An 18,459-nucleotide genomic window follows, 5' to 3' on the forward strand; every position below is an offset into this window, starting at 1 on the left:
AAAAGGCCCCGGGCGCGATGCGTCCGGGGCCGAGGCTGACAGGAAGGAGGATCAGCCTTTTGCGAATTCGGGGTAGGCTTCCATCCCCAGTTCCGCCATGTCGAGGCCGGTGATCTCGTCTTCTTCCGGCACGCGGATACCCATGGTGGCTTTCAGGATGAACCAGACCACGGCCGAGACCACGAAGACGAAGACGCCGACAATGATGATCGAGATGATCTGACCGAAGAACGAGGCGTCCGAGTTGGTCAGGCAGACCGCCAGGGTGCCCCAGATCCCGCAAACCAGGTGGACCGGGATGGCGCCGACGACGTCGTCGATCTTCATCTTGTCGAGCATCGGCACGGCGAAGACGATCAGTACGCCGCCCACGGCACCGATCAGCGTGGCAGCCCCGAGCGAGGGCGTCAGCGGCTCGGCGGTGATGGAAACCAGGCCGGCCAGAGCGCCGTTCAGCACCATGGTGAGGTCGACCTTGCCGTACATGACCTGGGTCATGATCAGAGCGGCAATGGCGCCACCGGCAGCCGCCGTGTTGGTGTTGGCGAAGATCCGCGACACGTCGGCAGCATCACCAACGGTGCCCATGGCGAGCTGCGAGCCGCCGTTGAAACCGAACCAGCCGAGCCACAGGATGAACGTGCCAAGCGTGGCGAGCGACAGGTTCGAACCCGGATACGGATGCACGCGGCCATCCTTGTACTTGCCAATACGCGGGCCGAGGATCAGGGCACCTGCAAGAGCGGCCCAGCCACCCACGGAGTGCACAACGGTCGAACCGGCGAAGTCGAGGAAGCCGTACTGGCTGTCGAGGAAGCCGCCGCCCCACTTCCAGGAGGCCTGGATCGGGTAGATCAGCGCGGTCAGGACGATCGTGAAGATCAGGAAGGGCCACAGCTTGATGCGCTCGGCCAGCGTGCCCGAAACGATCGAGGCCGTGGTCGCACAGAACATCAACTGGAAGAAGAAGTCGGAGCCGGTCGAGGCGTAGCCATAGTCGTCGGCAGCGTCGCGGCCGATTCCAACGGCTTCAAGAACGGCAGGCCCGAATGCGCCCAGGTAGCCGCCGGTTTCGTCCGATCCGATGCTCCAGCTGCCGAGCGGGTACATCAGGTTGTAGCCGATCAGGTAGTAGAAGATCGCGGCCAGCGAGAACAGTGCAACGTTCTTGGTGAGCTGCATCGTCACGTTTTTCTGACGAACCAGACCGGCTTCAAGCATCGCGAAGCCCGCAGCCATCCACATCACCAGGAAGCCGCCGATCAGGAAAAGCAGAGTGTTAAGGATGAAGATGCTGTCCGTGGACGCATCCACGCCCGGAACCGCTTCTTCCTGCGCAAGAGCAATCGCTGGCAGCGCAATGGCGGCCCCGGCGATCGCAGGAATGAACTTGTTGAGTTTCATGTCTCGTATGTATCCCCTGTCCCGAACGCTTCAGAGCGCGTCGTCGTTGGTTTCGCCCGTCCGAACGCGCACCGCCTGGTTCACGTCGAGGACGAAGATCTTTCCGTCGCCGATCTTGTCGGTCTTTGCTGTCTTTTGGATCGTTTCGACCACCTGGTCGGCCATCGCGGCGTTGACCACGATCTCCAGCTTGACCTTGGGCACGAAGTTCACGGCATATTCCGCACCGCGATAGATCTCGGTGTGGCCGGACTGAGACCCGAAGCCCTTGATCTCTGTCACCATCATGCCGCGGACGCCGATAGCGGTGAGCGCCTCGCGCACCTCCTCGAGCTTGAACGGCTTGATTGCTGCAATGATGAGTTTCACTTTGCTCCCCTTCCTATTAGCCGGGGCGGAGGTCCCCGGCGGGTGTACGCAGTGAGACAGCAGGCGGAAGGCCGGAGGTTCAAGGAATCGAAGGGTTCATTGGCAGGCAGAATCGACCCAATTTGCACAATTTTTGCACAAATGGCCCACGCAGCCTAATTTTTGAGCAGCAGTGAAACGGCCGTTGACGACCTCACCTCTCCCATTCATCCGGAATCCACGGTATCAAGTCGAAAACGAGCAGGCATCAAGCACAGAGGCGCCCATGAGCACCAAAGGCGGAAAACGCCCGGTCCTTCGGGCCGACAAGCGCCCTACCAAGGCGAAATCGCGCGGCAAAACGACGAAGCGCGCAGTCAAGACCGCGGATGCGACGAAACGGAAGCCGGCCGCGCGGAAGTCGCGCCGAAACGCAAGCTCGCGCCGTCGTCGGGGTCCGATCGGCTGGATTACAGGCTTGTTTGCGTTCGTTTTTGGCCTGATCTGGAGCCTGACCTGGCGGTCTGGCCTGGTATTTGCGCTGATTCTCGCCGGTGCGGTGCTGTATTTCTATGCACAGCTACCGCCCTTCACCGAATTGATCGACGGCCGCACGCGTGGTTCCGTCACGCTGATCGACCGCGAGGGGGATGTCTATGCGTGGCGCGGTGAGCAATTCGATTCGATCACCGATATTCACCAGGTGTCGGGACACTTGAAGAATGCCGTGGTCGCAACGGAAGACCGGCGATTCTATTGGCATCTTGGCGTCAGCCCCCGTGGCGTGGCATCGGCGATCAAGATCAACCTGAGCGAGGGCCGGGGCGCGCTGTCCGGGCACGGCGGCTCCACGCTCACCCAGCAAACGGCAAAGCTCCTGTGTCTTGGAGTGCCCTATGATGCCCGCACGTGGGAGACGGAGGCGGCCTATGAGGCCGACTGCCGCCGCACGACAATCTGGCGCAAGGTGAAGGAAGCCATCTACGCCATGGCGCTGGAAGCGAAGTACACCAAGGACGAGATCCTGGTGATCTATTTCAACCGAGCCTATCTCGGAGCGTCTGCGCGCGGTTTCGAGGCAGCCTCGCAACGCTATTTTGGCGTTCCGGCTGCACAGCTTGACCCTGCCCAGGCGGCAATGCTTGCAGGGCTTCTGAAAGCGCCGACACGCTACGCGCCGACCAACAACCTTCAACGCTCCCAGGACCGCGCCGACACGGTGGTTAAGCTGATGTACGATCAGGGCTATATCAGCGCGGCCGAACGTGACGCTGCCTGGAACCATCCGGCGACACTGAGCGAGGCGGCAGAGGCCAACGCGGGCGGCTACTTCGCCGACTGGGTGATGGACACTGGCCCCAACTACCTTACCCGCGATACGACAGAGGACGTCCTGCTCTTCACGACGCTCGACCAGCGTATTCAGGAAGCCGCAGAGGGCGCTATGCGCGACATCTTCGAGAGCAAGCTGAAGGAAGGCTCCGAAGCGCAGGCCGCAATCGTGGTGATGTCCGCCGACGGCGCGGTGCGTGCGATGGTCGGCGGGCGGGAGACACAGGTTTCGGGCGCGTTCAACAGGGCAACGATGGCCAAGCGCCAAACCGGATCGTCCTTCAAACCCTTTGTCTATGCTGCCGCAATGGATCTCGGCTTCACACCGTTGGCAACGGTTGTGGACGAGCCCTACTGCGTCGATGTTCCCGGCTCCGGACCGTATTGCCCGAAGAACTACAGCCGCGATTTCAAGGGGCGCGTGACGCTCACGGCGGCCCTGCAGGACAGTTTGAATATCCCGGCGGTGAAAGTCTCCGAGGCCGTCGGCCGGGAAAACGTGCGCAAGATCGCAAGCGACTTCGGGATCGACAACGAACTGGCCGCAGGCCCGGCACTGGCGCTCGGCGTGTCCGAGTCGACGCTGCTGGAAATGACCGGCGCCTATGCCGGCATCTTGAACGGTGGCCGCGCCGTCACCCCCTATGGGCTCAACGAGCTGCGGATTCAGGGCGACGACGACCCGCTGATGGGGCAGGGCGGCGGCTTTGGCGAGCGTGTCGTAACCGATCAGGCCGCGCGGTATCTTGTCTATATGATGAGCCGCGTCGTTGATGCCGGCACCGGGCAACGCGCGAATCTGGGGGAACGCCCAGCGGCGGGCAAGACCGGCACGACGCAGGCGGCGCGCGATGCGTGGTTCATCGGTTTCACTGCAGACTACGTCACGGGCGTCTGGATGGGGTATGACGACAACACGCCCCTGACCGGCGTAACCGGAGGCGGATTGCCGGCGGAGATCTGGAAGGAGGCGATGGTACGAATTCACGAAGGCATGCCAGTTACGCCGCTGCCCATGACCGTGCCGACCGCCGCCATGGCACAGGCCAGCACGCCGCCCCGCTACGAAGGCAGTTCGACTGCAGCGCGCAGCGGCGGCTCCGGTCAGGCCCGTCAGCAGCCGGCGCGGTCAGACAACCTCGCAGAGCGCGTGTTGCAGGACGTTTTGGGGATATTCGGGCGCGGGAACTGATTGCAGCAGGCGATCAGACCCAGTCACTTCATTGGTGGCCGGGCGCGGAAACGTGTTGGTCCAGGAAGACGGCGTTGCCGTCGGGGTCCCGCACCAGCAGGCTCGCCGGCCCCGTTGCATCCGGATCCGTTTCTGACTCGATTGCGATTCCCTGCGCCAATAACCGCGTCTGAATCTCCCGGATGTCGGTGAAATCCGGGTCGGGAGTCTCCTCGTTCAGCCAGCCAGGGTTGAAGGTCAGCATATTGCCCTCGAACATTCCCTGGAACAGGCCGAGCGTGCAGCCGCCGTTGCGAAGGATGATCCACCCCTCCTCGGGGGCGCCTGCCACCTGTGCAAAGCCCAGGGCCTCGTAGAACGCACGTGAGGCCGGGAGATCGGCCACGCTCAAACTCATGGAAAATGCGCCCAGTTTCATCTCTCGCTCCCGTGGGGACGGTCCGTCTTGCCCAACGCTCCGGGCCTAGCTGATCGATTGGAGATCCTTCGTGAGTGCGCCGAGGTTCCCGCCCCTGCGATCGAGCATCGCCCCGATTTCAGTACGTTCGGTGAGCAGCATGTTTACGCCCTCAATGAACATGTTGAAGAACTTGCTCTTGCCCGAACGGTCCGAGACGAGGAACGTGACCTCGAAGGGATCTTCTCCGCGCAGATACGCAGTTGTGCTGACCTCGACGAAGCTCTTCACGGGTTTCGCACCGTTCACTTCCAATCGTCCGCCAATGAACTCGCGGAATCGTTTCCCATATTTCCGGGAGATGTAGCCCGTGAACGCCTTGGTGTAGGCATTGAGCTCTGCCGAACTGGCGGAACGTGCAGTCGCACCAAGCGAATACCGGGCAATGGTTGGAACATCGGCGTAGCGCAGAAAGATCTTCTCGAAATCGCGATACATCGCGCTCTCGGATTTGCCGGAGGCAATCACCTTGTTGATGTCGGCCACCAGCGCATCTACCAGCTTCTGCGCGTTTCCGGTTGTCAGGGCAAATGCCGGAAAGGGAAGCGCGGCAACTGCGATGCCGCCAACGAGACCGCTCAGCGTTTTTCGCCGTGAGATGTCATTCCGCGTCAATGTCGTCACCATAAAGTTCCTCGTAGGGGTCAAAATAGTCTTCCTCGGCAACCTCGCCACGTGACATCTCGAATCGCCGGTTCTGCAGATAGACCAGCCGGGTTTGCGCGTAGCTATCGGCCGAGTCGTAGAGTAGTGAATCGACGGTCTCCGCGTATCGCACACGATCGGTGGCCTCGCCCGCCCAGGTGAATCCGTTGGCCGCGAGATTCTGTGGCCACGGGAAGATATACCACAGCGGATTTCCCACGAAGTCCACGGCCATTCCGACCGTGTCACGCTGAGTTGACGGGCCAATGACCGGCAACTCCTGGTACGTGCCTTCAGGTACGCCCCAGACGTGCAGGGTTTCGCCGAAGTCGGTATCGATCTCCGGCAAGCCGGCCGCGCGTGCGACGTCGATCAGTCCGAAAATCCCGATCGTGGAGTTGATTCCCAGCCGGAGCGTATTGTGTGCCGCGTCACCCGGGCGCACTTGCAACAAGCTGTTTGCGATGCGGCGCGGGTTGTCGAGATTTGCGCCGAAGTTCGCCAGGGCGATGAGTGCGGGACTTACCGGCGCCAAAGGTGCGTCGGCGACAGGCGCTGCCGGAGCCACCTCTGGTGCCAGTGCCTCAGGTTCCGTCTCGTCGATCTCGGGAAGGGCAGCGCCGCCACCCTCCGCTACGTCGCCACCACCGAGGATCTGTTCGTCCAGCCGCTTGTTGAACGCGTGAATCTCGCGGTTGCGCGCCTCGTTCGGGTCGTTGATTTCGGTTGGTATGGCCGCCGGTCCGCAAGCCGTCAGAGCGACCAGCGCCGACAACAAACCGATTGCACTGAATGGGCGCCGGCAATATCCCGTCTGTGAGACCAGTGGTGTTGTCAAAGACTTCATCCTATTTTGCCATCCGAACCCTGCCCCGAATTCGCCGGCCCGATGTCGGTGCAACCTAGCGGCGGGCAGGATGGGTGACAACCGGCGGGAACCGAGGAGAGCGGCAACAATGCGCGCAGCGGAAACCAGAGCGGGGCGGATGGAACTTCAGGAGGCGCGGGCGAAGAGCCGCAACCTCTTCGGAGCGGCCTTTCTCTTCTCGATATTCGTAAACCTGTTGATGCTGACGGGTCCGCTTTACATGTTGCAGGTTTACGACAGAGTGTTGGGGTCACGCTCGGTCGAGACGCTGCTCGCGCTCACCGTGCTCGTTGCCTTTCTCTACATGATGATGGGTATTCTTGACTATGCCCGTGGCCGCGTGATGGCCCGTGCCGGTGCGCGTTTCCAGACATTGCTCGACAGTCGCGTCTTTTCCGCGGTGCTGCGAAGCGAAACGGGTCGGCCGGGAGCAGAAGTCGCGCAGACGGGCCTGCGTGATCTGGAGATCGTGCAGCGGTTCCTCTCCTCGCCGGCGCTGTTGGCGTTCTTCGACATGCCCTGGACGCCGATATTCCTGCTGGCGATCTTTGTCTTCCACACGTGGTTGGGCGTGCTCGCCGTCGTGGGCGGCGCGACGCTCGTCTGCGTGACGCTTCTCAACCAGTGGTTGACGCGTCAGCCGGCGCTGGAAGCCGCTGGCATGAATCAGCGCGCCGAGCGGATGTCGGACCAGATGCGCGACGAGGCCGAGGCGATCGAGGCGCTCGGGATGCGTGGCGCCACGTTTGACCGTTGGCAGATGGCCCGTGGCCGGGCCGTCGATCAGCAACTCGCGGCCTCCGACCGGGCCGGGGCATTTACCGCAACGACGAAATCGCTGCGGCTCTTCCTGCAATCGGCGATGCTCGGTCTGGGTGCGTACCTCGTGTTGCAAGGGGAATTGTCCGCAGGCGCGATGATCGCCGGTTCGATCCTGCTCGGCCGGGCGCTGGCGCCGGTAGAACTTGCGATTGGACAATGGGAACTGCTGCAGCGCGCCTCACGCGGCTGGCAGAACCTTGCTCAGCTACTGTCGGATATCCCGCCGGAGATCCAGCGCACGCCGCTTCCGAAACCGGCGGCACGGCTGGAAGGGCAGCAGGTCACCGTCGTCCCGCCGGGCGAACATCAGGCTTCGCTTCGGATGGTCAGCTTCACCCTGCCGCCGGGCAAGGCGCTCGGCGTGATTGGCCCATCCGGATCGGGCAAGACGACGCTGGCGCGGGCGATCATCGGAGTCTGGCGCTGCGCAGGCGGCAAGATCCGTCTCGATGGCGCGGCGCTCGATCAGTACGACCCAGACGTTCTGGGGGAACACATCGGCTACCTGCCGCAGCGGATCAGCCTTTTCGACGGAACGATTGCCGAGAATATCGCGCGGCTCTCCACGCAGCCCGATCCCAAGCTTGTCGTGGAAGCGGCACGCAAGGCAGACGCCCATGAGATGATCCTGCGACTGCCCAGGGGCTATGATACGCCGCTCATCGCGGCATCCAGCCGGCTGTCGGGCGGGCAAATCCAGCGTATCGGCCTGGCGCGGGCGCTCTACGGCGATCCGGTGATCCTGGTGCTCGACGAGCCCAACTCGAACCTCGACAACGAGGGATCCGAGGCGCTCAACAGCGCAATCCGCCAAATGAAGGCTGAAGAGAAATCCGTGATCATCATGGCGCACCGGCCGGCGGCGATCCAGGAATGCGAATTGCTGCTGGTGCTTGATGGCGGTGTGCGCCGCGCCTTCGGTCCGCGGGACGAGGTGTTGCAGGAAGTTGTGCAGAACGCGGCCCAGATCCAGAGCTCCAAGGGGCACGGAGGTGTGACATGAGCGAACGCAAGATCCCATCGGCACGGTTTCCGCTCGTGCTCGGTTTCATCGGCCTCCTGATCCTTGTGGGCGGATTCGGAACGTGGTCTGTCGGCACGACAATTGCCGGTGCGATCATCGCGCACGGGCAACTCGAGGTGGAGCAGAACCGGCAGGTCGTGCAGCATCTCGACGGCGGCATCGTCGCCGAGGTGATGGTTCAGGAAGGCGATCAGGTTGACGCGGGAAGCGTGCTCATCCGGCTCGACCCGACCGACCTGAATTCCGAATTGGCAATCGTAGAGGGTCAGCTTCACGAGTTGATGGCCCGCGCAAGTCGTCTGGTTGCCGAGCGTGACGGGCTGGAGGAGGTTGCATTCCCGGAGGACCTGCAACAGGCCGCGGCCGATAGTGCGGAGGTGTCCGAACTGCTCGATGGGCAGACCCGACTCTTTGAAGCGCGCCGCGTATCGCTGGACAAGGAATCCGAGCAATTGGCGCGCCGGCGGGAGCAGATCGAGTCCCAGATCACCGGCATCGACGCGCAAAGCAACGCGCTGCAACAACAGCTGGACCTGATCGACGAGGAATTGCGTGACCAGCAGTCGCTGCTCGACCGTGGGCTTGCACAGGCGGCGCGGGTTCTGGCGCTTCAGCGCGAACGTGCCAGCCTCTCGGGCACCATCGGGGAGTTGACCGCGAGTCGAGCCGAAGCGCTCGGGCGGATGACCGAGATAGATATCGAGATCCTCAAGCTGGAAACCTCCCGGCGGGAAGAATCGATCAGCCGCCTGCGGGACTTGCAGTACAACCTGTTGGAACTCGCGGAGCGGCGGCACAGCCTGAGGGCCCGCCTTGCCCGGATGGAGATCACCGCGCCGGTCTCAGGCGTCGTTTACGGGATGACTGTCAACACGCCGCGTTCGGTCGTGCGGGCAGCCGAGGCCGTGGCCTACATCGTGCCGCAAGACCGCCCTCTGGTCATCGCGGCCAAGATCGAACCGATTCACGTGGACGAGGTCCACGTGGGGCAGGACGTGATCCTGCGATTCTCCGCCTTTTCCTCGCGCACCACGCCGGAAATGAATGGCCATGTCGCGAAGATGTCGGCCGACGCCTTCACCGACGAACGCACCATGCAATCCTTCTACCGCGCCGAAATCGAGTTGAACGACGGGGAGATCGAGAAACTGGAAGGACAGGAGATCATTCCGGGCATGCCGGTGGAGGCCTATATCCGGACCGTCGACCGAACCCCGATGGCCTATCTGCTAAAACCGTTCACGGATTACTTCAACAAGGCGTTCCGGGAAACCTAACAGATCCGGGAGCCGACCTTTGCAACAGGAGCCAGGCCAATGTCCGGTGTCATCGAATCCCGTCTTGCGGAACTGGGCGTAACGCTTCCGGATGCCCCGGCGCCAGCGGCCAACTACGTGCCCTATGTGCAGGTGGGCGATCTCCTCCATGTTTCGGGCCAGGTCAGCAGCGGCCCCGATGGTTTCATCACGGGCAAGCTGGGCGCGGATATGGATGTTGAGGCCGGTGCATCCGCGGCACGAAGCTGCGCAATCTCGCTCCTTGCCCAGTGCAAAGCCGCCTGTGGCGGCGATTTGGACAGGCTTAAGCGCGTGGTGAAGCTGACCGGCTTCGTCAATTCCACTGCCGATTTCACCGATCAGCCGAAGGTGGTGAACGGTGCTTCGGACTTCCTCGTGGCCGCGCTCGGTGATGCCGGGCGGCACGCGCGCTCGGCCGTGTCCGCCGCGTCTCTTCCGCTCGGCGTTGCGGTGGAAATCGAGGCAATTTTCGAGATCGACTGACCGGACCGCCGCCAATGCGCTTGCCCGCGTCCTTCCTTGCCCGACCGATTGCCCACCGGGCCCTGCACGATTTGGCGGCGGGCCGCCCGGAGAACTCCCGTGCCGCGGTCGAGGCCGCGATTGCGGCCGGATATGGCATCGAAATTGACCTGCAAATGTCAGCCGACGAACAGGCATTGGTCTTCCACGACCGTGATTTGAACCGGTTGACAGGCGTGCGGGGCCCCATCCGTCGGCGCACGGCAGAGGAGCTCTCTGGCATTCGCCTCCTGGGTAGCAGCGAAACGATTCCGACATTCGGGGAAGTGCTTGCGCTCGTGGGGGGGCGTGTGCCGCTACTCGTTGAGATCAAGGATCAGGATGGAGCGCTCGGCCCCGGCGTCGGTGCACTTGAACGTGCGGCAGCATCGGCGGCGGCGGACTACACCGGCCCGCTGGCGTTCATGTCGTTCAACCCCAACGCGATGATTGAACTCGGACGGATATTCCCGGATTCCGTGCGCGGGCTGACCACGTCCGGGTTTTCCCGGAAGGATTGGCCGATGGTGCCGGCGGCGGTGCGAAAACGGCTGGCCACGATCCCCGATCTGGAAGCGGCTGGCGCCTGCTTCGTCAGCCACGACGCAAAGGATCTGGACAGAGACGACCTTCTGAAGCTTCGTGCGAAGGGTCTTCCCGTCTTGTGCTGGACAATCCGCTCGCCCGCGGCCGAGGCTGCTGCACGGCGCTTCGCCGACAATGTGACCTTCGAAGGCTATTTGGCGGCTTGAAGCACGGCGCGGCTGCGCCAAGTGTAGGCGTGACTGGATAAGCATGGCAAAGGCGCAAATGACCGTGGCGCAAACGGCAATCGAGATTCAGGTCCTGCCGAGCATCGACGCGATTGCCGCTGCCGAATGGGATGCCTGTGCCTGTCCGGAAGCCGCCGATGGGTTCCGGCCGCTCGACCCATTCACAACGCACCGGTTTCTGAAGGCATTGGAGGACAGCGGGTCCGTCGGGCCGGGCACGGGCTGGCAGCCGTCCTATCTGGTTGCGCGCCAGGAGCGCGACCTCATTGCCTGCGCCCCGCTCTATGCCAAGCAGCACAGCCAGGGCGAATATGTATTCGACCACTCCTGGGCCCATGCGTTTGAAAATGCCGGCGGCGCCTACTACCCGAAATTGCAGGTTGCCGTCCCCTTCACCCCGGCCACCGGCCGGCGTTTCTTGGTGAAACCGGGGTTCGAGCAGATCGGGATGGGTGCGCTTGTTCAGGGTGCGGTGAAACTAGCGGCCGACAACGATGTGTCATCTATGCACGCGACCTTCTGCACCGCCGATGAAGCCGACGCTGGCCGGCAAATGGGGTTGATGCACCGGATCGGACAGCAGTTTCACTGGGAGAACGCCGGGTACGAATCCTTCGCTGGTTTCCTCGATGCCTTGTCGTCACGCAAGCGCAAGAACATCCGCAAGGAGCGCGCCACGGCGCAGGGCTTTGGCGGGCAGATCCGGGCATTGACCGGCGAAGAAATCGAGCCGCACCATTGGGACGATTTCTGGGCCTTCTACCAGGACACCGGCAGTCGCAAGTGGGGCAGCCCCTACCTGACCCGCACCTTCTTCGAAATTGCTCACGAAACGATGCGGGACGACATGCTCCTCGTGATGGCGGAGCGCGAGGGGTTCAACGTCGCCGGCGCGCTGAATTTCATCGGGCGGAGCGCACTCTATGGCAGGTACTGGGGCGCGCTTGAGCGCCACCCGTGCCTGCATTTCGAATTGTGCTACTATCAGGCAATGGATTTTGCCATTGAACACGGTTTAGCAACAGTTGAGGCCGGGGCGCAAGGTGAGCACAAGCTTGCGCGCGGTTACCTACCGGTTGCGACCCATTCGTTGCACTGGATCGCGAATCCCGGCTTTGCCCGGGCGGTGCGGGAGTTTCTGGAAGCCGAGACCCGGGCGGTGGACGAGGAGATGGAGATCCTCACCAGCTACGGGCCTTTCAAGCGATCGGGGGAGGATCACGATTGAACGGGAATGACATGGAACCGTCTGTTGACGCCGCTGCGCTCGAGCGGTGCGTGGCCAGTGGCTGGACGCTGGAGGAGGGTGGCAAGGCGCTCACCAAGACCTTCCAGTTCGCGAACTTCGTGGAGGCCTTCGGTTGGATGACGCGCGTCGCGATCCATGCCGAGAAAGCGAACCACCATCCGGAGTGGAGCAACGTGTACCGAACCGTCTCCGTGCGACTCACGACGCATGACACAGGCGGTCTGAGCGACCGTGACATGGCGCTTGCCAAAACCATGGACGCGCTGGCGGGATGAGCGGCCGCGAAGGTCCGGCGACACCGCGACCGTGAATCACACCAGATCGAGCAGTGCCTCGCCACTGGTGAGTTCGCATGTGCCGCGCGCGGCTTCGACCTGAAGCGCGGTTACGATCCCGTCCTCCGCCACGAGAGCGTACCGTTTCGACCGGGCGATAAGCCCGGCCGGGGGGGCGTCGAAACGCATCCCGATGGCTTCCGTGAATTCGCACGCCGCATCGGCCAGAAGGGAGATCCCGGCTGCCTTTGCGCCCGTCTGTTCACCCCAGACGCGCATCACATGCGGGTCGTTCACGGAGATGCAGATGATCTCGTCGATACCCTTCGCCGCCAGTTCCACGGCCTTGCGCACGAAACTCGGCATATGGGCGGAGTCGCAGGTCGGCGTGAAGGCACCGGGCAGGCCGAAGATAATTACACGCCGCCCGCGCAGCCTCTCGGAGAGCTCGACCGGCTCCGGCCCGTTTGCACCGATCACCGTGAACTGAGCCTCGGGAAGTCTGTCTCCCACCGCAATGGTCATGCGCGCCTCCGATTGCCATTCGCCACCGCCGGGATATAGGGTTTGCCCGATGAATGCCCAGCCTTGGGAGGGAAAAATGTCAGGCATCGTTGTTGTCGGGGCAGGGCAGGCCGGTGCGTCGCTTGCCGCGCGGCTCCGGGCAGATGGGTACGACGGAAAACTGACGCTGATCGGCGAGGAACACGCACCGCCCTACCAGCGGCCGCCACTGTCAAAGAAGTACCTGCTCGGAGAGATGCCGCTGGAGCGGCTCTACCTTCGGCCGGAGAGCTTCTATGAAGACAACGGGATCGACTTGCGAACCGATTGCCGGGTGGACGCGGTCGACACCCGCGAGCGTGTGGCGATTCTCGGATCTGAAGCATTGCGATATGAAAAGCTCGCGTTCACCACCGGTGCCGTACCAAGGCGCCTCCCGCCAGCCATTGGCGGCCTTTTGGGTGGTGTCCACGTTGTCCGCAATCTGCGTGACGTCGACCGCATCGCCGCCGAGGTACGGGAAGGCGGACGGGTACTAATCGTCGGCGGCGGCTATATCGGGCTAGAGGCTGCCGCGGTGGCACGCGGTCTCGGAATGGAAGTCACGCTGGTGGAAATGGCCGAAAGGGTGCTGCAGAGGGTCGCCGCGCCGGAAACCTCGGAGTATTTCCGCGCGCTGCACCGGGAGCATGGCGTGGACTTGCGCGAAGGCGTTGGCCTTGAGTGCCTCACCGGCGAGACGCGGGTCTCCGGGGCGCGGTTGACGGACGGGACCGAGTTGGAGCTCGACCTGGTGATTGTCGGGATCGGCGTCGCGCCGGCGACGGAGCTGGCGGAGGCCACGGGGCTGGTGCTCGACAATGGGATCGCCGTGGATACCTTCGGACGCACGTTTGACCCGCATATCTGGGCCGCCGGCGATTGCGCGTCATTCCCATGGCGCGGCGGACGAATTCGCCTCGAAAGCGTGCAGAACGCCATCGACCAAGCGGAACTCGTCGCCCGCAACATGCTCGGCGCAGAGGCGCCTTACGATCCCAAGATCTGGTTCTGGTCCGACCAATACGACACGAAGCTGCAAATCGCCGGCTTGAACACTGGGTATGATCGGATCGTGGTCCGGCCGGGCGAGTCCGCGGGATCGGTATCGCACTGGTACTATGCCGGCGACCGGTTGCTGGCTGTGGATGCGATGAATGACGCGCGCGCCTATATGGTCGGGAAACGCCTCATCGACGGGGGCCGATCTGCCGATCCGGCGGCAATTGCCGACCCGGCGACGGTATTGAAGGGCTTGCTTCGCTGATGCGGATCATATCCGGAACTCACCGCGGTTTGGCCCTCGCGTCTGTCGGGCGCGGCGACCCGGCGGCGCATCTGCGGCCGACCTCCGACCGGGTGCGTGAAAGCCTGTTCAACCTGCTGGCGCATAGCCAGGGCGACCCGGTGACCGGCGCGCGTGTTCTGGACCTCTTTTCCGGCACCGGCGCACTCGGGTTGGAGGCACTGTCGCGCGGCGCGGTCCAGGTGACCTTTGTCGACGAGGGCGCCAAGGCGCGCGCGCTGTGCCGGGAGAACATCGAAAAGATGCGTGCCTACGGGACGACGAAGCTCTATCGGCGCGATGCGACGCGCATGGGCGAGAACCGTGGTGAACCATTCGACCTGATTTTTCTCGATCCGCCCTACGGAAAGGGCCTGGGTGAGCGCGCGCTTGCATCGGCCCGCGCGGGCAACTGGATCGCCCCCGGTGCGCTTGTCATATGGGAGGAAAACGCGCCACAAGAGCCGCCCGATGGCTTCGAATTGTTGGACAGGCGCGCGTATGGCGACACGCATGTTACCGTGCTCCGAGCGCCGGATTCGTAATCCAAAGGAGGCGCGTTCCGCGCCACACGGTCTGCCTCGCGCCCTTTCGGGCGCTCAGGCGACGCAAGTTCCCACGTGACGCAAGTTCCCACGTGAAGCACTAAGGCGGGCGGTTGTTTCCTGTTCACTTACGGGGTGGCCTCGCAGGCCGCTTCCGGCATCGGCGGCGCAAGCAATCAGACTACGATAGCAGCGTTCACGCCCAGGTCGGATGGAACTTGCCCGCTGGCGACAAGGTGAAGATCTCGCAACCGTCCGCCGTGACGCCGATCGAATGCTCGAATTGCGCCGACAGCGACTTGTCGCGCGTCACGGCTGTCCAGTCATCGGCCAGCACCTTGGTTTCCGGCCGCCCGAGGTTCACCATTGGTTCAATGGTGAAGAACATGCCCTCTTCCAACACCGGACCGGTGCCGGGCCGGCCATAGTGCAGGACGTTCGGCGGGGCATGGAACACACGACCCAGACCATGTCCGCAGAAGTCACGCACCACGCTCATCCGTTGCGCCTCGACGAAACTCTGAATCGCGTGGCCGATGTCGCCGAAGGTATTGCCGGGGCGCACTGCCTCGATCCCTCGGAACAGCGCGTCATGGGTGACGTCGATCAGCCGTTCTGCCTTGCGGGTACGTTTCCCGGCCACATACATGCGGCTGGTGTCGCCGAACCAGCCATCGACGATAACGGTCACGTCGACATTCAGGATGTCGCCATCGTGAAGCTTCTTCTCGCCCGGGATACCGTGGCAGACAACGTGGTTCACGCTGATGCAGGTGGCGTGCTGGTAGCCCTTGTAGCCAATGGTTGCCGAGGTCGCGCCGGCGGCGTTCACCATGTCTTCCACGGCCTTGTCGATGGCAGCGGTTGTCTGGCCCGGTTCCACCAGTGGGGCCACCCGGTCGAGGATTTCGGCGGCCAGGCGGCCAGCCTCGTGCATCCCGGCGAAATCTGCCGGATCGTAAAGCCGAATGCCGTCTTTTGTCAGCCGCGTGCGGGTATCGTCCACGTTATTCACTTTGACTCGCTTCGTGATCTCCGGGCGAACATAGGGATGTCCTCCGGGAATTGCCAGATCGGCCCTTACCCCTGCAAACCGGAGTCGACGGGAAGCGCCGGGCCGACCCGCACGCCGGTGCGGTCGATTTCCGTACCGTGGCAGAGCATTTCCACGCCTGCCGCCCGTGCTGCGTCGAAGGCTGTCGCATAGGCCGGGTCCAAATCGCTGGCCATACGCAGCCGCCCGCAGTCGGTCCGCTGAACGAGGTAGAGCATAACCGCACGGTCGCCCTGGCCTACCATGCGCGCAAGTTCCGCCAGGTGCCGTGCGCCCCGTTTCGTCACACAATCGGGAAACTCGGCCCAGTCCTCTTGCCGTCGCAAGTGAACGTTCTTCACCTCCGCCCAGAGGTTCGGGAGCCCCGGTTCGCACAGCAGGAAGTCGACCCGGCTGGCGTCGCCGTAGCGAACTTCGGGCCGGACTACCGAATAGCCCGCGAGCGCCGGAATCGCCCTCGCATGCAGCGCCTCCTTGACGACCCGATTTGGAATACCGGTGTCAATGCCAGCAAGGTGTCCGTCGGGCAGCTCGGCGAGACGCCAGCCGTATTTCAGTTTCTTTCTGGGGTCATCGTTGGGTTCGAGCCAGATCCTCATGCCCGGTTCCTGCAATCCGAGCATCGCGCCGGGGTTCGGGCAATGCGCAACGATCTCCGTGCCGGAATCTTCGAGAACGGCATCGGCCAGAAACCGCTTGTAGCGACGGATCAGCCGGGCAGGGACGAGCGGGGTTTGAAAGCGCATGCTGCGGGCCTATACCGCTCATCGGGTCCCGACAAGCAGGAGGAAGCACGATGACCAATCCCACAGCCGCAATGTTGGTGATCGGCGACGAGATCCTCTCGGGGCGTACCCGCGATACCAACACGCATTACCTCGCCGGTGAACTGACCAAGCACGGCATCCGCCTTGCAGAGGTGCGCGTGGTGCCGGATGATCGGCAGGCTGTTGTCGATGCGGTACGCGCGTTGTCTGCAGGGTACGATACGGTCTTCACCTCGGGCGGCATCGGGCCGACCCACGACGATATCACCGCCGAATGCATCGCTGCCGCCTTTGATACGCCCATTGACGTGCGCGCCGATGCGCGGGAGCGGTTGGCGGCGTTCAGCGAGGCACGTGGTACGGAGCTGAACGAGGCGCGTCTGCGCATGGCTCGGATCCCCGAAGGCGCTACCCTCATCGACAATCCGATCAGCGCGGCGCCCGGGTTCACCCTCCGCAACGTGCACGTAATGGCCGGCGTTCCGACGATCTTCGAAGCGATGGTCTCCGCGGTATTGCCCACGCTTTCCGGTGGTGCGCCGCTGCTTTCCCAATCGCTGACAGTGCACCGGCCTGAAGGGGAGATCGCGGGGCCACTGGGGGAGCTGGCCGCAGCGTTTCCCGATCTTTCCATAGGTTCCTATCCATTCGTGCGTGACGGCGCATATGGCTCGAATATCGTTGTTCGTGGCACCGATGCAGCGCAGATCGATACCGCGATGACGCAATTGGCCGCGCGTTTTCCCGAGGCGACCGCGTGACACGGCCCGCACGTGCGGCGCTGTTCGCCGCCATCGACGCAACATGGCCCGCGGCAAGTATCGAGTCGGTGCCGGGCTGGACGATTCGTAGAGGCGACGGTGGCGGCAACCGCGTTTCCGCGGCCACGGCGGCCGATACCTCCGCCGATATCAAGACCATGGAGGCGGTCCAGACGGCGCTCGGGCAACGCCCTTTGGTGATGGTGCGTCCGGGCGAGACAGGGTTGGATGCGCGGTTGGAAGCCGCCGGCTATCGTGTGAAGGATCCGGTGGTGCTTCTCGTCGCGCCGGCAGCCATGCTCGCGCAAGCGCCACCGCCGGTTTCAACCTTTCACGTCGCCTGGCCACCGGTGCAGATCCAGTACGAGATCTGGCAGGAGGGCGGTATTGGGCCTGCGCGTTGGGCCGTGATGGACCGCGTCGCCAACCCGCGAACTGCGCTTCTCGGCCGGGTGAATGACCGTCCAGCCGGGACCGCCTTCGCGGCGATTCACGACGGAATCGCCATGGTTCATGCGGTGGAGGTATGTCCCGACCTGCGTCGACTAGGGACAGCCCGTCACATGATGCAAGCGGCCGCGATCTGGGCAGTGGCGCAGCGCGCGCCCTGGCTGGCCGTTCTGGTTACGCGGGCGAATGCCCCGGCCCGCGCGCTTTACGCTTCGCTGGGGCTCGAACCTGTGGAAGAGTACCACTACCGCGAGAAGTGACACCGGGACGGACGTGGTGAGGGAGGGACGGAAATGACTGACGGCCTGATGGCGCTTGACTTGCCACCGCTGGAGCCGTTGCCGGACGAGACGCAGGCCTACTTCGACCTTTGCGTCGAGAAACTGGGGATTCTTCCGAATGTCCTGCGGGCCTACGCCTTCGACATTGCCAAGCTCGAAGCGTTCACGACCATGTACAACGAAGTGATGCTGGGCGAGAGCGGGTTGAGCAAGCTGGAGCGGGAGATGATCGCCGTCGTCGTTTCCGCCGAGAATCGATGCTATTACTGCCAGGTGGCACATGGGCAGGCGGTTCGTCAGATCTCGGGCGACCCCGAGCTTGGCGAACGGTTGGTCATGAACTACCGAACCGCGGATCTCGACGCCAGGCAGCGTGCAATGCTGGATTTCGCGATTCTTCTGACCCGCGCAAGCGCGGAGGTGCGCGAAAATGATCGGCAGACGTTGCGCGATGCTGGATTCACGGACCGGGACATATGGGACATTGCCGCGGTTGCCGGCTTCTTCAACATGAGCAATCGGATGTCATCTGCGGTCGATATGCAGCCCAACCGGGAGTACCACGCGCGGAATCGATGAGACCTG

General features: G+C 63.3%; 20 protein-coding genes. 12 read left to right on the plus strand and 8 right to left on the minus strand.

Features of this window, described 5'->3' with window-relative positions; genetic code table 11:
* Positions 1-51: 51 nt before the first annotated feature.
* Both ARC39_RS18115 and ARC39_RS18120 read right to left on the minus strand, forming a co-directional pair.
* A complete protein-coding gene (locus ARC39_RS18115; protein ID WP_068116245.1) occupies positions 52-1,404 on the minus strand; it encodes an ammonium transporter in 1,353 nt (450 codons plus the stop codon).
* Between the two features lie 30 nt (positions 1,405-1,434).
* On the minus strand, positions 1,435-1,773 hold the full coding sequence (locus ARC39_RS18120; protein ID WP_068116246.1) for a P-II family nitrogen regulator: 339 nt from the start codon (positions 1,771-1,773) through the stop codon (positions 1,435-1,437).
* Positions 1,774-2,038: 265 nt separating this feature from the next.
* On the opposite strand from ARC39_RS18120, the gene ARC39_RS18125 reads away from it, so the two are divergent.
* Positions 2,039-4,276 carry a transglycosylase domain-containing protein gene (locus ARC39_RS18125; RefSeq protein ID WP_068116247.1) on the plus strand — a complete coding sequence of 746 codons (2,238 nt, stop codon included), beginning with the start codon at positions 2,039-2,041 and terminating at the stop codon, positions 4,274-4,276.
* A 28-nt stretch (positions 4,277-4,304) separates the two neighbouring features.
* On the opposite strand, the gene ARC39_RS18130 is transcribed toward ARC39_RS18125, so the two are convergent.
* The 3 genes from ARC39_RS18130 to ARC39_RS18140 are packed head-to-tail and all read right to left on the minus strand — an operon-like array spanning position 4,305 to position 6,216.
* Positions 4,305-4,694, minus strand: a complete 390-nt coding sequence (locus ARC39_RS18130) for a VOC family protein (RefSeq protein WP_068116248.1) — start codon at positions 4,692-4,694, stop codon at positions 4,305-4,307.
* A 45-nt stretch (positions 4,695-4,739) separates the two neighbouring features.
* Positions 4,740-5,360, minus strand: a complete 621-nt coding sequence (locus tag ARC39_RS18135) for an MlaC/ttg2D family ABC transporter substrate-binding protein (RefSeq protein WP_068116249.1) — start codon at positions 5,358-5,360, stop codon at positions 4,740-4,742.
* Positions 5,335-6,216, minus strand: a complete 882-nt coding sequence (locus ARC39_RS18140; RefSeq protein WP_161470989.1) for an MlaA family lipoprotein — start codon at positions 6,214-6,216, stop codon at positions 5,335-5,337. The genes ARC39_RS18135 and ARC39_RS18140 overlap by 26 nt, the downstream gene beginning before the upstream one ends.
* 118 nt (positions 6,217-6,334) lie before the next feature.
* Between ARC39_RS18140 and ARC39_RS18145 the strand changes: the two genes are divergently transcribed.
* The 6 genes from ARC39_RS18145 (at position 6,335) to ARC39_RS18170 (ending at position 12,188) form a co-directional block, all read left to right on the plus strand.
* Complete coding sequence (locus ARC39_RS18145) at positions 6,335-8,071, plus strand: type I secretion system permease/ATPase (protein ID WP_068116251.1); 1,737 nt, start codon at positions 6,335-6,337, stop codon at positions 8,069-8,071.
* Positions 8,068-9,369 carry an HlyD family type I secretion periplasmic adaptor subunit gene (locus tag ARC39_RS18150; protein WP_068116252.1) on the plus strand — a complete coding sequence of 434 codons (1,302 nt, stop codon included), beginning with the start codon at positions 8,068-8,070 and terminating at the stop codon, positions 9,367-9,369. Before ARC39_RS18145 ends, ARC39_RS18150 begins: the two co-directional genes overlap by 4 nt.
* A 39-nt stretch (positions 9,370-9,408) precedes the next feature.
* A complete protein-coding gene (locus tag ARC39_RS18155; protein WP_068116253.1) occupies positions 9,409-9,873 on the plus strand; it encodes a RidA family protein in 465 nt (154 codons plus the stop codon).
* A 14-nt stretch (positions 9,874-9,887) separates the two neighbouring features.
* Positions 9,888-10,643, plus strand: coding sequence for a glycerophosphodiester phosphodiesterase family protein (locus ARC39_RS18160; protein ID WP_068116254.1), 756 nt, complete (start codon positions 9,888-9,890; stop codon positions 10,641-10,643).
* 64 nt (positions 10,644-10,707) lie between these two features.
* A complete protein-coding gene (locus tag ARC39_RS18165; RefSeq protein WP_149866487.1) occupies positions 10,708-11,892 on the plus strand; it encodes a GNAT family N-acetyltransferase in 1,185 nt (394 codons plus the stop codon).
* An 11-nt stretch (positions 11,893-11,903) separates the two neighbouring features.
* A complete protein-coding gene (locus tag ARC39_RS18170) occupies positions 11,904-12,188 on the plus strand; it encodes a 4a-hydroxytetrahydrobiopterin dehydratase (protein ID WP_068116255.1) in 285 nt (94 codons plus the stop codon).
* Between the two features lie 36 nt (positions 12,189-12,224).
* Here the strand turns inward: ARC39_RS18170 and ARC39_RS18175 are convergent, their stop codons facing one another.
* Positions 12,225-12,713, minus strand: a complete 489-nt coding sequence (locus ARC39_RS18175) for a peroxiredoxin (RefSeq protein WP_068116256.1) — start codon at positions 12,711-12,713, stop codon at positions 12,225-12,227.
* 76 nt (positions 12,714-12,789) lie between these two features.
* On the opposite strand from ARC39_RS18175, the gene ARC39_RS18180 reads away from it, so the two are divergent.
* The gene (locus ARC39_RS18180) at positions 12,790-13,998 is read left to right on the plus strand and encodes an NAD(P)/FAD-dependent oxidoreductase (RefSeq protein WP_068116257.1); all 1,209 of its coding nucleotides are present in this window, start codon (positions 12,790-12,792) and stop codon (positions 13,996-13,998) included.
* Entirely contained in the window at positions 13,998-14,561 is a 564-nt protein-coding gene (rsmD, locus tag ARC39_RS18185) for a 16S rRNA (guanine(966)-N(2))-methyltransferase RsmD (protein WP_068116258.1), read from the plus strand. Before ARC39_RS18180 ends, rsmD begins: the two co-directional genes overlap by 1 nt.
* A 196-nt stretch (positions 14,562-14,757) precedes the next feature.
* Here rsmD and map read toward each other — a convergent pair whose 3' ends face one another.
* Both map and sfsA read right to left on the minus strand, forming a co-directional pair.
* Positions 14,758-15,567 (minus strand): type I methionyl aminopeptidase, encoded by an 810-nt coding sequence (map, locus tag ARC39_RS18190; RefSeq protein WP_068116259.1) that lies wholly within the window; start codon positions 15,565-15,567, stop codon positions 14,758-14,760.
* Between the two features lie 74 nt (positions 15,568-15,641).
* Entirely contained in the window at positions 15,642-16,361 is a 720-nt protein-coding gene (gene sfsA, locus ARC39_RS18195; protein ID WP_068116260.1) for a DNA/RNA nuclease SfsA, read from the minus strand.
* A gap of 50 nt (positions 16,362-16,411) precedes the next feature.
* Between sfsA and ARC39_RS18200 the strand changes: the two genes are divergently transcribed.
* Genes ARC39_RS18200 through ARC39_RS18210 form a run of 3 tightly spaced genes read left to right on the plus strand, consistent with a single transcriptional unit; the run spans position 16,412 to position 18,453 of the window.
* Positions 16,412-17,143, plus strand: coding sequence for a competence/damage-inducible protein A (locus ARC39_RS18200; protein WP_068116261.1), 732 nt, complete (start codon positions 16,412-16,414; stop codon positions 17,141-17,143).
* Positions 17,140-17,853: a GNAT family N-acetyltransferase gene (locus ARC39_RS18205; RefSeq protein WP_068116262.1), complete on the plus strand. Its 714-nt coding sequence runs from the start codon at positions 17,140-17,142 to the stop codon at positions 17,851-17,853. Before ARC39_RS18200 ends, ARC39_RS18205 begins: the two co-directional genes overlap by 4 nt.
* 33 nt (positions 17,854-17,886) lie before the next feature.
* On the plus strand, positions 17,887-18,453 hold the full coding sequence (locus tag ARC39_RS18210) for a peroxidase-related enzyme (protein ID WP_068116263.1): 567 nt from the start codon (positions 17,887-17,889) through the stop codon (positions 18,451-18,453).
* Positions 18,454-18,459 lie beyond the last annotated feature (6 nt).

The organism is Tropicimonas marinistellae (assembly GCF_001509585.1).
GTDB classification, from domain to species: Bacteria; Pseudomonadota; Alphaproteobacteria; order Rhodobacterales; family Rhodobacteraceae; genus Tropicimonas; species Tropicimonas marinistellae.